Raw genomic sequence first — 13,703 nt, 5'->3', positions numbered from 1 at the left:
GTGCATGACACCGCCTATGCCCGTGCCGGCTTCAGCCGCCATCCGCAGATGCGCGAACTGGCCGCCACGCGCCCGTTGCTCGCTTACACGCACAACGATTGGGGCTGCAGCAACTGGCAGTTGGTGGAGGCGGCCGAGGAACTCGCCGCCGGCCTGCGCCAGGTGCACGCGGCGGAGGCGCTGCGGTGAGCAGTACGCGCATCAACACCTTGCTGCTTGCCGCGCTGGGCGTGCTGGCCCTGCTCTCGCTCGCGGTCGGACCGGTGCCCTTGAGCGTCGGCGACATCGCCCAGGCGCTACTGCCGGCGCAAGCCGAGTTGAGCGAGATGGCGCAGCGCCAGCGCACCATCGTCACCGAAATCCGTCTGCCGCGCGTGCTGCTCGCCATTCTGGTGGGCGCTTCGCTGGGCTTGGCCGGCGCCGCCTTGCAGGGCCTGCTGCGCAACCCGCTGGCCGAGCCCGGCCTGCTGGGGGTGAGTGCCAGTGCCAGCCTGGGCGCGGTGTTGTGCCTGTACTTCGGCCTCGCGGCGATCAACCTGTGGCTGCTGCCGGCCGCCGCGATGGGCTGCGCCGCACTGGCAACCCTGGTGCTGTACCGGGTCGCACGGCGCGGCGCCGGCAACCTCACGCTGATCCTCGCCGGCATTGCGCTGTCGGCGCTGGCCGGTGCGCTGACCTCGCTGGCGATCAACCTCTCGCCCAACCCCACTGACGTGCAGGACATCGTGCTGTGGCTGCTCGGTTCGCTGGCCGACCGCAGCTTCGACGACATCCGCCTGGTGCTGCCCTTCGTGCTCGCCGGGCTCGCGCTGCTGCTGTCCAGCGGGCGCCAGCTCGATGCGCTCACCCTGGGCGAGGACGAAGCCGCCAGCCTGGGGGTGAACCTCGCCCGCCTGCGTGCGCGGGTGGTGCTCGGCACGGCGCTGTGCGTGGGTGCCAGCGTCGCGGTGACCGGGGCGATCGGCTTCGTCGGCCTGGTCGTGCCGCATCTGCTGCGCCGCGCGGTGGGCTACCACCCGGCGCGCCTGCTGGTGGCCAGCGCCCTGGGCGGTGCCTTGCTGCTGCTCGCCGCCGACGTGCTGCTGCGCCTGGTGAGCGGCGGTTTCGAGCTCATGCTGGGGGTGGTCACCGCACTCATCGGCGCCCCCTTCTTCCTCTACCTGGTGCTGCGACAGCGCCTCGGGGAGATGACATGACGCTGCTGCAGGCCGACGCCCTCACCGTGCGCCTTGGCGACGCGCTGCTGGTCGATGCGGTATCGCTAGAACTCGGCCGCGGCGAGCTGTTCGGCCTGATCGGCCCCAACGGCGCGGGCAAGAGCAGCCTGCTGCGCGCGCTCGCCCAGCTTCTGCCCCATCAGGGGCACACCCGCATCGACGGCAGCGCGCTCGATACGCTGAGCCCGGCGGCGCGCGCCCGGCGCATCGCCTACCTGGCGCAGGGCGACCACACTGCGTGGCCGCTGACGGTGCGCGACTTCGTCGCCCTCGGCCGCATGCCGCACGGGCGTGAGGATGCCGGCGGGCGAGCCGCGGTCGACGCCGCGCTGGCCCACATGCACCTCGAAGCGTTTGCCGCCCGACGCATCGACGGCCTGTCCGGCGGCGAGCGTGCGCGCACCCGGCTGGCCCGCGCGCTCGCCGTGGAGGCGCCGCTGCTGCTCGCCGACGAACCGGTGGCCGCGCTCGACCCCTACCACCAGCTCAGCGTGATGGAACTGCTGCGCCGCCAGTGCGCGCTGGGTCGCAGCATCGTCGTAGTGCTGCACGACCTCACCCTCGCCAGCCGCTTCTGCGACCGCGTGCTGCTGATGCACCAGGGCCGGGCGGTGGCCTGCGGCGCACCGCGCCAGGTGCTTACCCCGGCCCATTTGCAGCAGGTGTACCAGGTGCAGGCCATGCACGGCGAGCACGATTCCGAACCCTATGTGCTGCCCTGGCGCTGCCAGCCGGCCGCACACGCCTGAACCCCACCCGATCCGGAGAACACGCCATGTCCACCCGAACAAAGATCCCCGCCACCATCGTCACCGGCTTTCTCGGCAGCGGCAAGACCACGCTGCTGCGCCACATCCTCGCCAACGCCGGCGGACGACGCATCGCGGTCATCGTCAACGAGTTCGGCGAGCTCGGCATCGACGGCGAGATCCTGCGCGGTTGCGGCATCGGTTGCGATAGTGAAAACAGCGACGGCCGCGAGCAGGCCGGCCAGCTCTACGAGCTTGCCAACGGTTGCCTGTGCTGCACCGTGCAGGAGGAGTTCTACCCGGTGATGCGCGAGCTCATCGCGCGACGCGACGACATCGACCACATCCTCATCGAGACCTCGGGCCTGGCCCTGCCCAAGCCGCTGGTGCAGGCCTTCAACTGGCCGGAGGTCAAGACCGCGTGCACCGTGGACGCGGTGGTCACCGTGGTGGACGTACCGGCCGCCGCGGCAGGCCAGTTCGCCGCCAACCCGCCGGCCGTCGACGCCCAGCGCCGCGCCGACCCCAATCTGGACCACGAATCGCCGTTGCACGAGCTTTTCGAGGACCAGCTCTCGGCGGCCGACCTGGTGGTGTTGTCCAAGCTCGATCTGGTCGATGAGCAGGCACGCGCCGCGGTCGAAGCGCTGTGCCGCGACGAGCTTCCGCCCGAGGTCAAGCTGATCGCCGCCGACCACGGCCGCATCGATCTCGACCTGATCCTCGGTCTCGAAGCCGCCGCGGAAGACAACATTCACCTGCGCACAAGCCACCACGACCATGAGGACGGCGAGGAGCACGACCACGACCACGACCACGACGCATTCCAGTCGATCTCGGTCGAGCTGCCGGCGGTCGACCGCGAGCGCCTGCTCGCCATCCTCCGCGAGCTGGTTCAGAGCCACACCCTGTACCGCGTGAAAGGTTTCGTTGCGCTCGCCGACAAACCGATGCGCCTGGTGGTGCACGGCGTCGGCCGCCGCTTCGACAGCTACTTCGACCGCCGCTGGCATGCCGACGAGGCGCGCCGTACCCACCTCGTGCTGATCGGCCAGGACCTCGACGCCGCGCAGCTGACCGAAGCGCTGCAGGGCGCGGCGCTGGCCGAGGCCGCCTGATGCACCTGCTCGCCGCCCAGCCGGGGGGATTCGTCGAGGACGATTCGGTGGTCACGCGCATCGCGCAGGACCCGGCCGAGATCGTCATCCTCAGCGCCGCCGACACCACGCTGGCGCTGCTCGCCGCGGCCTGCCCGGTGGGCGACGGCTTCCCCGCCGTGCGGCTGGCCAACCTGCTGCACCTGCGCCAGCCGGCCTCGGTGGACCTCTACCTCGACGAAGTGCTGCAGCACGCCCGCGTGATCGTCATCGACCACCTCGGCGGCGAGAGCTACTGGCCCTACGGCACCGAGCGGGTCGGCGAGCTTGCCCGCGCACGCGGTATCGCGCTGGTGATGTTCTCCGGCGACACCAGCGAGGATCTCAACCTGCTGATGAAGGGCACGGTGGAGATGGACGACGCGCGCACGCTGTGGCGTTACCTGCGCGAAGGCGGGCCGGCCAATGCGCGCAACTTCTACCGCTTTCTCGGCGTGCGCTTCTTCGGCCACACGGACGAGCCCGAACCGCCGCGCGCGCTGCCCACCGTCGCGGTGTTCCACCCGCGACACGATCTGGGCAGCGTCGCCGCCTGGCAGGACGACTGGCAAGCGGGCGCGCCCTGCGTGCTGGTGCTGTTCTACCGCGCCCACCTGCAGGCCGGCAACACCGCGGCCTTCGTCCACCTGTGCAAGGCGCTCCAGGCGCGCGGCATGAACCCGCTGCCGCTGGCGCTCACTTCGCTGAAGGACGCGCTGTGCGTGGACACCTTGCGTCGGCTCGCCGCCGAGCACGACGCCGCGCTCATCCTCAACACCACCGCCTTCGCGCGCTCGGCGCTGGACGAGCCGGGCGACCACGCCCTGGCCGGCGACCTGCCGGTGCTGCAGCTCATCCTCTCGGGCGGCAACGAAGAGAGCTGGCGCGCCGATGCCCATGGTCTCGCACCGCGCGACATCGCCATGCACATCGCCTTGCCCGAGGTGGACGGGCGCATCGTCACCCGCGCAGTGAGCTTCAAGGGCCTGGACCACCATTGCGAACGCACCCAGAGCGACGTCGTCCGATACCGTGCCGAGCCCGGGCGCATGGCTTTCGTCGCCGAACTGGCGCAACGCTGGTGCCGTTTGCGCGCGCTGCCCAACGCCGAGAAGCGCCTCGCCCTGGTGCTGGCCAACTACCCGACGCGTGAGGGGCGCATCGGCAACGGCGTGGGTCTGGACACCCCGGCCTCGGTGATCAACATCCTGCGCCGGCTGGCGGAGCAGGGCTACGCGGTGGACGCCATCCCCGCCGACGGCGACGCGCTGATGGTACAGCTCACGGAGGGCGTGACCAACGACCCGGAGCACTGGGCCATCCGGCCGGCGCGTCAGAGCCTGGCGCTGGCTGACTATCTCGCCTTCTTCGATCGCCTGCCCGCTGCCAACCGCGCCGCCATCGTCGAGCGCTGGGGCCCGCCCGAGGCCGATCCCATGCTGCGATCCGGGCGCTTCATGCTCGCCGGCCTGCGCTGCGGCAAGGTGTTCGTCGGCATCCAGCCGGCGCGCGGCTACCAACTCGACCTGCAGGCGAGCTACCACGACCCCGATCTGGTGCCGCCCCATCACTACCTCGCCTTCTACTGCTGGCTGCGCGAAACCTGGCGCGCGGACGCCATCGTGCACGTCGGCAAGCATGGCAACCTCGAATGGCTGCCGGGCAAGAGCGTGGCGTTGTCCGAGGAATGCTGGCCGGACCTGGTCTTCGGCCCGATGCCGCATCTCTACCCCTTCATCGTCAACGACCCCGGCGAGGGCACCCAGGCCAAGCGCCGCGCCCAGGCAGTGATCATCGACCACTTGATGCCGCCGCTGACTCGCGCCGAGAGCTACGGCCCGACGCGCGACCTCGAGCGCCAGGTGGACGAGTACTACGAGGCGCTGATGCTCGACCCGCGCCGTGCCGCCGAGCTGCGCCGGCAGATTCTCGAGCACATCGTGCGCCACGACCTGCATCGCGACCTCGGCTTCGAGGTGCCGACCACACCGGAAGAGGAACAGCTGCTGCTCAACCGCACCGACACCTATCTGTGCGAGTTGAAGGAGGCGCAGATCCGCGACGGCCTGCACGTGTTCGGCGCCTCGCCGGAGGGCCGTCTGCGGCGAGACACCTTGCTCGCGCTGGCCCGTCATCCGGTCGGCGACGGCCGCGATGCGCGCCAGGGCCTGACCCGCGCGCTCGCCGCCGACCTCGCACTGAGCGAAGGCTTCGATCCGCTCGACGCCGACTGGGGCGCGCCCTGGGCCGGCCCGCGTCCGACGGTGCTCGCCGACTTCGATGGCGGGCCGTGGCGTACCACCGGCGACACTCGCGAGCGCCTCGAACTGTTGGCCCTCTCCGTGCTGGAGAACGGCCTGCCGGCCACTCCTGAGATGTCCGGCAGCGACTGGCCGCACACCCGCCCGGTGCTCGCGCGCATCACCGCCGAGCTCGCCCCGCGCCTGGACGCCTGCGGCGGCGAGGAGCTCCACCACCTGCTGCGCGGCCTCGCCGGCCGCTTCGTGCCCGCCGGCCCGAGCGGTGCGCCCACCCGCGGCCGCCCCGACGTGCTGCCCACCGGGCGCAACTTCTACTCCATCGACACCCGCGCGGTGCCCACCCAGACCAGCTGGACCCTGGGTCTGCGCTCGGCCGCGCGCCTCATCGAACGCTATGTGCAGGAGCACGGCGACTACCCGCGCGCCATCGGCCTGTCGGTATGGGGCACGGCCACCATGCGCACCGGCGGCGACGACATCGCCCAGGCCTTCGCGCTGCTCGGCGTGCGCCCCAAGTGGGCCGACGGCAGCCACCGGGTGAGCGACTTCGAGATCCTGCCGATGTCGCTGTTCGACCGCCCGCGCATCGATGTGACCCTGCGCGTCTCGGGCTTCTTCCGCGACGCCTTCGCCAACGTCATCCGCCTCTTCGACGCCGCGGTCCAGGCGGTGGCCGAGCTCGACGAGCCGGAGGACGTAAACCCGATCCGCGCCCGCATCGCGCGCGAAGCCGCCGCGCTCGCCGCCGAAGGACTGGACGCCGCCAGTGCGCGCCACCAGGCCGGCCACCGCGTGTTCGGTGCCAAGCCGGGGGCTTACGGCGCCGGCCTGCAGGGGCTGATCGACGGGCGCAACTGGGACGACGACGCCGACCTGGCGCGCGCCTACCTGGAGTGGGGCGGCCACGCCTACGGCCAGCGCGACTACGGCAGCGCCGCGCGCGACACCTTCGCGCGCCGGTTGGCCGGCATCGAACTGGTGATGCACAACCAGGACAACCGCGAGCACGACCTGCTCGATTCCGACGACTACTACCAGTTCCACGGCGGCATGAGCGCCGCGGTGCGCCATCTGTCGGGCGCCCAGCCGGCGATGTACTTTGGCGACCACAGCAATCCGGGCGCACCCGCCATCCGCACGCTGGAAGAGGAAATCAGCCGCGTGGTGCGCAGCCGCGTCACCAACCCCAAGTGGATAGACGGGGTGAAGCGCCACGGCTACAAGGGCGCCTTCGAGATCGCCGCCACGGTGGACTACCTCTTCGCCTACGACGCCACCGCCCGCGTGGTGCGCGACGACCAATACGCCCGCGTCACCGACGCCTACCTGGAAGACCCGCACACCCGCGACTTCCTGCAACGCCACAACCCGAACGCACTGGGCGAGATCTGCGAACGCCTGCTCGAAGCCATGGACCGCGGCCTGTGGGCGGAGCCCGGCGACTACCGCGAACGCGTCGAGCAACACCTGCTCGCCGCGGAACAGCACCTGGAAGAACGATGACCCTCGACACTCCCTTTCCCTTCACCGCGCTGCACGGCCAACCGCTGCTGCAGACCGCGCTGCTGCTGGCCACCGTCGACCCGCTGATCGGCGGCGTGCTCGTCGAAGGCCCGCGCGGCACTGCCAAATCCACCGCCGCCCGCGCGCTCGCCGCCTTGCTGCCGGGGAGACGCTTCGTGAATCTGCCGCTGTCCGCGAGCGAAGAGCAGCTCGTCGGCTCGCTCGACCTCGAAGCCGCGCTGCAGGGCGGCGAGGTGCGCTTCCGCCCGGGCCTGCTCGCGCGCGCCCATGAGGGTGTGCTCTACGTGGACGAGGTGAACCTGCTCGCTGACGGCCTGGTCGACCTGCTGCTCGACGTCAGCGCCAGCGGCGTAAATCACATCGAGCGCGACGGCATCAGCCATGCCCACCCGGCGCGCCTCACCCTGGTCGGCACGATGAACCCCGAGGAAGGCGAGCTGCGCCCGCAGCTGCTCGACCGCTTCGGCCTCTTCGTGCGCCTCGACAACGTCCTGCCGCCCGCCGAGCGCCAGGCCATCGTGCGCGCCCGCCTGGCCTTCGACGCCGATCCCGCGGCCTTTGCCGCACGCCACGCCCCGGCCCAGCAGGCGCTTGCCGCGCGCATCGCCGCCGCGTGCGCGGCCCTGCCCCAGATCGAATTCAGCGATGCCGACCACGAGCGGGTCGCCGCGATGTGCCACGCCGCAGCAGTGGAAGGCGTGCGCGCCGACCTGGTGATGCTGCGTGCCGCACGCGCCCATGCGGCGCTCGCCGGCCGCGACGCGATCGACGCCGCCGACATCGACGCGGTTGCCGAACTGGTGCTCGCCCACCGCCGCCATGCCGAAGCGGAGGCGGAGCAGGCACCGCACACGCCGCCGCCTCCGCCTTCAGGCGCCAGCGGACAGCAGCAGCGCACGGCGCAAGCCCCCGCGGATTCGACCGCGCCCGAAGACGGCGACTGGGGCGCGCTGCCACCGCAGCTCGTACCCATTGCCGGGGTCAAGAGCGTGAGGCCGCTCCATGCAAAAAAGCCCTGACGCGTCCGGCCACCCTCGGCATGGGGCTGGCCGGACGCGGCATCAACCCGAAACGCCGCGGGCGCAAGGCACGCCAGCCCGGCCCGCGCATCGATTGGCCGCGCACGCTGGCCGCCAAAGGCCCGGCGGCGCTCACGCGCAGCCATCTGCGCCATCGCCCGCCAGCGGCCGGTGCCACCACGCTGCACTGCCTGCTGCTCGACTGCTCGGCCTCGATGCTGCGCGGCCAGCGTCTGGCGCTGGCCAAGGGCCTGTTGCTGGCGTGGACTGCCCAACTCTACCGCCGCCGCGAGGCGCTCACGGTGATCGGCTTCGGCGGCCAGGGCGCGCACCTGCTGCAGGCCCCGCGCAAGGCCGTGGCCTTCAACGAAGGCTGGATCGCTCCGATCTCGGGCGGCGGCGGCAGCCCGGCGGCTGCGGCGGTGGCGCTGGCCGACCAGGTGCTGGCGCGCCGCCGGCGCATCCATCCCGGCGAACAGCTTGCCGTCTGGCTGCTCTCCGACCTGCGCTTTGCCGTCCTGCCGCCACGCCCGCGGCTGGCGGACCACTGCACCATCATCGATTTCGACGAGGGGCCGTTCGCCCTCGGCCGTGCGCGCCAACTCGCGCGCGCATGGCAGGCGGACCACGCGTCCGCCTCCGAACTGGCGTCGGCAATCGCCTGACGCCCTGTTTCATCAACAACCCTTGAACCCAGGAGAACACCCATGCATATCGAACCCGGCATCGTCGAAGGCGGCAAGATCCTGCTGAGCTACGGCACCGCCGCCGCAGCCATCGGCTACGGCGCCAAGCTCGCGGTGGATACCGTCAAGCGAGACGGCATCGCCTCGCTCGCACTGCGCGCTATTCTCGCCAGCGTACTGGTCTTCGTCTTTTTCGAAGTCTTTCCGACGCAGGAAGTCGGCGTCTCCGAGGTGCACCTCATCCTCGGCTCGACGCTGCTGCTGCTCTTCGGCGCCGGCCCCACCGCCATCGGCCTGGCTGTCGGCCTGCTCGTGCAAAGCCTCTTCTTCGCCCCCGACGACCTGCCGCAGTACACCATGAACGTCACCACCCTGCTGGTGCCGCTGTTCGTCATCGCTGCGCTGGCCCGCCGCATCATTCCGGCCGAGACACCCTACGTCGATCTGCGCTACGGCCAGGTGTTCAAGCTCTCGCTCGCCTACCAGGGCGGCATCGTCACCTGGGTCGCCTTCTGGGCGCTGTACGGCCAGGGGGTTGGCGCGGACAACCTGCAAGGCATCGCCACTTTCGGTGCCGCCTACATGCTGGTCGTAGTGCTCGAGCCGCTGGTCGATCTCGCCGTGCTCGCCGCTGCCAAGGCGCTCCACCAGTTCAAGGGCAGCATGGCACTGGAGAAACGCTTGTACGAAGGGGTCAGCTGAAGCCTCGTCGCCTCCCGGTCATCATCGACCAGCAGCCGGGAGGTGGCGGAGGGTGGAGTGTCTGACCAACACATTCCGAACACGACCGTGACAAGCGCCCTTGTCGATCGTCGGCTTCCTGTACGGATAATGGCGAAAACATTCCACCCCGCCCCGAATCATGAACATGCTCTCGGCGGTGACACACTGGCTGCGTCCCGCCCCACCTCCCGACCCAGACGTCAATGCTGGTCTGAGCCGCATCGCGGCAATCGCAGGTGCCGCGCTTTCCAACGAACCCGGATTCGAGCGCAAGCTTGCGCCGAAGGTACGCGGCGCCTTGGACTATTGCGAAGAGTTGGTCGCGGCGCTGCCTCCACCCCTGGTTATCGAGCGCGCCTCGTTCGCTTCAGAACCCCATGTGCACGCACTCTTCGGCAGCGCTGACGACATCGTCGCGATGATCGGGCAAAGCCCTGCACTCCAGGACTACGTCTCTTCGGCAGACGGGGCCGGTGCTGAGCACTGCTACGCCCTGCTTGCAGCCCGTCGTCAGGAGAAGTCGATACTTGGCGTCGCATGCGAAGGCGAGTTCATCCGCAACGACGTTCCGCAGAAGCTACTGCACTTTTCGAACCACAACCTCAGCCTGATCGCGGACAACCCCGAATCGGCACGGCTCAAGCTCAAGCTGGCCGCGTTCGACGGTCTGATCAAGACTTTCGCCGCACACGTCGGCAGGCTGCGCACCGAACAGGTGAGCCTGCGTCAGGAGCGGGCGATTGTCACTACCCGCGGCAGGATGGCGGGGCATCGGGGTGCAACACCCGAGGTCGAGGCGCGCTGCTCCCGAACCATTGCATCCCTGGACGAACGGTTGAGCAGAAACGCCGACGCGCTCCTGCCAAGGCAGCAGATCGAGGCGCTCGGAGACTTTCTCTCCAACCCGCACGAAGCGCTGCACCTGGAAACCGTCGCACTGCATGTCGACCGCGGCGGCAAGATCCTCGACGCCCCCGAAGCCCGAACAGCCGAAGTCGCAAGTCTGCATCTGACCGAACTGATTTCGCGCGACCGTCGGCGCCACGTTATCGTTCCCGTACGCTTCCAGCGCAGCCTAGCTTTGCAGGCGCTCGAGCGCACTCGTCAGGCGCGCGCCCGCTTCATCGTCATATGACGAGCATTCGGAATGCGTCGAGGACATCAAAATGTAGTTGCATTCGCCCCTGCAAGAACTACATCTAGTACCCAGACGCTTTCGCTTCCGAACATCAGTCGCTACAATGCAGCGCAGGACGGTTCTCGCACGAGATGAAAAGGGAACCGGGTGCGGCTTCGACGCCACCGCGTCACGGCCCATTCCCGGACTGCCCCCGCAACTGTAGGCGACGAGCCCCGCGCCACCGATGTCACTGGAAGCCACCGGCTTCCGGGAAGACCGGCGCCGGGCGATGACCCGCAAGTCAGGAGACCTGCCGTCCGCACGCCCGGTCGAGGCGTGCCCGGGCCGATCCGCTCACGGTCGACCCAGGCGCGATGGCCGGATATTTCTGACCGGGTGCGGGGTGTCGCCCAGGCGGGATGCACGGCCATTGGCCGGGCTTGCCGGACACACGGGCGTTGAGACGCCCCCGGCCCCGGACCACGGACGCTGCAACTGGCCTGAATCGCCACACCGACCCCGACCGCAGCGGAGTCGTCGATGCAGGCCACCACCCTCGAAATCAGCCCCCTATCCTCACGCCCGGCGCACCACGAAGCCGAATACAGCCATCTGGTCGATGTTGCCAGCGCGTATCAGGTCATCCGCCGCAACGGCGCGATCGTGCCCTTCGATGCGAGCAAGATCTCGATCGCGATGACCAAGGCCTTTCTCGCGGTCGAGGGCCGCCAGGGCGCGACCTCGGCACGCATCCGCGATCTGGTCGGCAAGCTGACCGAATCGGTGGTCGGTGCGCTCACCCGTCGCTTGCCCGACGGTGGCACGGTGCACATCGAGGACATCCAGGATCAGGTCGAACTCGCGCTGATGCGCTCCGGCGAGCATGACGTCGCCCGCGCCTACGTGCTCTACCGCGAGCGCCGCGCCGCGGAGCGCGCCGCCGAAAAGGCCGCGCGGGTAGCCGAAGGCGAGCCACTGCTGCACGTCATCGACCAGGGTCAGCGTCGCCCGCTGGACCGCGCCTCGCTGCTCGCCAAGTGTGCGGAGGCCTGCGCCGGGCTGGACGGCGTGGTGCCCGACACCGTGCTCGAACACGCACTCGCCAATCTGTACGACGGCGTGCCGATCGCCGCCGTGCGTCAGTCGCTGGTACTGGCCGCACGGTCGCTGATCGAGACCGAACCCGACTACGGCAAGGTCGCCGCCCGCCTGCTGCTCGACGCACTGCGGGTCGAAACCCTCGGCTTCGAGGCGAGCCAGGCCGACATGACCACCGGCTACGCCGAGTACTTTCCGCGCGGCATTCAGCGCGGCATCGAGGCCGGCCTGCTCGACCCGCGCCTGGGCGAGTACGACCTGCAACGGCTCGCCGCCACGCTGAATGCCGACAACGACCTGCGCTTCGACTACCTCGGCCTGCAGACGCTGTACGACCGCTACTTCCTGCATGTGGACGAGGTCCGCATCGAGCTGCCGCAGACCTTCTTCATGCGCGTGGCGATGGGGCTGGCGCTCAACGAGATCGACCGCGAGGCCCGCGCCATCGAGTTCTACCGCCTGCTGTCGGGCTTCGACTTCATGAGCAGCACGCCGACGCTGTTCAACAGCGGCACCCGCCACTCGCAGCTGTCGTCGTGCTACCTCACCACCGTAGCCGACGACCTCGAAGGCATCTACCAGGCCATCAAGGAAAACGCCTTGCTGCAGAAGTTCGCTGGCGGCCTGGGCAACGACTGGACCCCGGTGCGTTCGCTCGGCAGCCTGATCCGCGGAACCAACGGCAAGAGCCAGGGCGTGATCCCCTTTCTCAAGGTGGTCAACGACACCGCGGTGGCGGTAAACCAGGGCGGCAAGCGCAAGGGCGCGGTGTGCGCCTATCTCGAGACCTGGCACCTCGACATCGAGGAGTTTCTCGAGCTACGCAAGAACACCGGCGACGAGCGCCGCCGCACCCACGACATGAACACCGCCAACTGGATTCCGGACCTGTTCATGAAGCGGGTCATGCAGAACGCCGAATGGACGCTGTTCTCGCCCTCCGACGTGCCCGACCTCCACGACCGCTTCGGCGCCGATTTCGAGGCCGCCTACGTCGCCTATGAAGAGAAGGCCGCCGCCGGCGGCATCCGCCTGTTCAAGAAGATTCCGGCGGTGCAGCTTTGGCGCAAGATGCTCACCATGCTGTTCGAGACCGGCCATCCCTGGATCACCTTCAAGGATGCCTGCAACCTGCGCTCGCCGCAGCAACATGTCGGCGTGGTGCATAGCTCCAACCTGTGCACCGAGATCACGCTCAACACCTCGGACGACGAAACCGCGGTGTGCAACCTCGGCTCGGTCAACCTGCCCGCCCACCTGGTCCGCGACGCGCACGGCGGCTGGCAGCTCGACACCGACAAGTTGATGCGCACCGTGCGCACCGCGATGCGCATGCTCGACAACGTCGTCGACATCAACTACTACGCCACGCCCAAGGCGCGCGCCGCCAACCTGCGCCACCGTCCGGTGGGTTTGGGACTCATGGGCTTCTCGGACGCCCTGCACCTCATGGGCCTGCCCTATGCCAGCGACGAGGCGGTGGCCTTTGCCGACACTTCGACGGAGCAAATCTGCCACGCCGCCTACTGGGCCTCGACCGAACTGGCCGAGGAGCGTGGCCGCTACTCCAGCTACACCGGCAGCCTGTGGGACCGCGGCATCCTGCCTCAGGACAGCCTTGCCCTGCTCGCCGAGGCGCGCGGCAAGCTCGAGGGCCACGGTGCGCTACTCGAAGCCGACCGCTCCGCCGCGCTCGACTGGGCCCCGCTGCGCGAACGCATCGCCCGCTTCGGCATGCGCAACTCCAACTGCGTCGCCATCGCACCGACCGCCACCATCGCCAACATCGTCGGCGTGTCGGCCTCGATCGAGCCGGACTACCAGAACCTCTACGTCAAATCCAACCTTTCCGGCGAGTTCACGGTGGTCAACGCCCATCTGGTGCGCGAGCTCAAGGCACTCGACCTGTGGGACTCAGTCATGGTCGCCGACCTCAAGTACTTCGACGGCGCCCTCGCCCCGATCGACCGCATCCCCGAGGACATCAAGCGCCGCTACGCCACCGCCTTCGAGATCGACCCCCAGTGGCTGGTCGAAGCCGCCGCGCGGCGCCAGAAGTGGATCGACCAGGCGCAGTCACTCAACCTCTATGTCGCCGCCCCCTCCGGCCGCAAGCTCGACGAGCTCTACCGCCTGGCCTGGCTGCGCGGCCTCAAGACCACCTACTACC

10 protein-coding genes and 1 riboswitch are annotated in these 13,703 nt (G+C 69.4%); all 10 genes read left to right on the top strand.

What is annotated here, in order from left to right; translation table 11 throughout:
* A partial coding sequence (locus tag GPA21_RS14915; RefSeq protein WP_211163622.1) for a hypothetical protein occupies positions 1 to 189 on the top strand: 189 nt, incomplete at its 5' end.
* A complete protein-coding gene (locus GPA21_RS14910; RefSeq protein ID WP_168988923.1) occupies positions 186 to 1,196 on the top strand; it encodes an iron chelate uptake ABC transporter family permease subunit in 1,011 nt (336 codons plus the stop codon). The genes GPA21_RS14915 and GPA21_RS14910, both read left to right, overlap by 4 nt.
* Positions 1,193 to 1,966, top strand: a complete 774-nt coding sequence (locus tag GPA21_RS14905; protein WP_168988922.1) for an ABC transporter ATP-binding protein — start codon at positions 1,193 to 1,195, stop codon at positions 1,964 to 1,966. The genes GPA21_RS14910 and GPA21_RS14905 overlap by 4 nt, the downstream gene beginning before the upstream one ends.
* Before the next feature lie 26 nt (positions 1,967 to 1,992).
* Positions 1,993 to 3,084 carry a cobalamin biosynthesis protein CobW gene (gene cobW, locus GPA21_RS14900; protein ID WP_168988921.1) on the top strand — a complete coding sequence of 364 codons (1,092 nt, stop codon included), beginning with the start codon at positions 1,993 to 1,995 and terminating at the stop codon, positions 3,082 to 3,084.
* A complete protein-coding gene (gene cobN / locus GPA21_RS14895) occupies positions 3,084 to 6,866 on the top strand; it encodes a cobaltochelatase subunit CobN (RefSeq protein WP_168988920.1) in 3,783 nt (1,260 codons plus the stop codon). Before cobW ends, cobN begins: the two co-directional genes overlap by 1 nt.
* Entirely contained in the window at positions 6,863 to 7,906 is a 1,044-nt protein-coding gene (locus GPA21_RS14890) for an ATP-binding protein (protein WP_168988919.1), read from the top strand. The genes cobN and GPA21_RS14890 overlap by 4 nt, the downstream gene beginning before the upstream one ends.
* Before the next feature lie 20 nt (positions 7,907 to 7,926).
* Positions 7,927 to 8,571 (top strand): vWA domain-containing protein, encoded by a 645-nt coding sequence (locus GPA21_RS14885; protein WP_246261985.1) that lies wholly within the window; start codon positions 7,927 to 7,929, stop codon positions 8,569 to 8,571.
* A 42-nt stretch (positions 8,572 to 8,613) separates the two neighbouring features.
* Positions 8,614 to 9,294 carry an energy-coupling factor ABC transporter permease gene (locus GPA21_RS14880; RefSeq protein ID WP_168988918.1) on the top strand — a complete coding sequence of 227 codons (681 nt, stop codon included), beginning with the start codon at positions 8,614 to 8,616 and terminating at the stop codon, positions 9,292 to 9,294.
* Between the two features lie 160 nt (positions 9,295 to 9,454).
* Positions 9,455 to 10,450 (top strand): hypothetical protein, encoded by a 996-nt coding sequence (locus GPA21_RS14875; protein ID WP_168988917.1) that lies wholly within the window; start codon positions 9,455 to 9,457, stop codon positions 10,448 to 10,450.
* A 102-nt stretch (positions 10,451 to 10,552) separates the two neighbouring features.
* A riboswitch (cobalamin riboswitch) is annotated at positions 10,553 to 10,768 on the top strand.
* 207 nt (positions 10,769 to 10,975) lie between these two features.
* Positions 10,976 to 13,703: ribonucleoside-diphosphate reductase subunit alpha (locus GPA21_RS14870; RefSeq protein ID WP_168988916.1), on the top strand; the 2,728-nt coding region annotated here is incomplete at its 3' end.

This window comes from Azoarcus taiwanensis (genome assembly GCF_012910885.1).
GTDB lineage: Bacteria > Pseudomonadota > Gammaproteobacteria > Burkholderiales > Rhodocyclaceae > Azoarcus_F > Azoarcus_F taiwanensis.
This window is presented reverse-complemented; position numbering and strand designations above follow the sequence as displayed.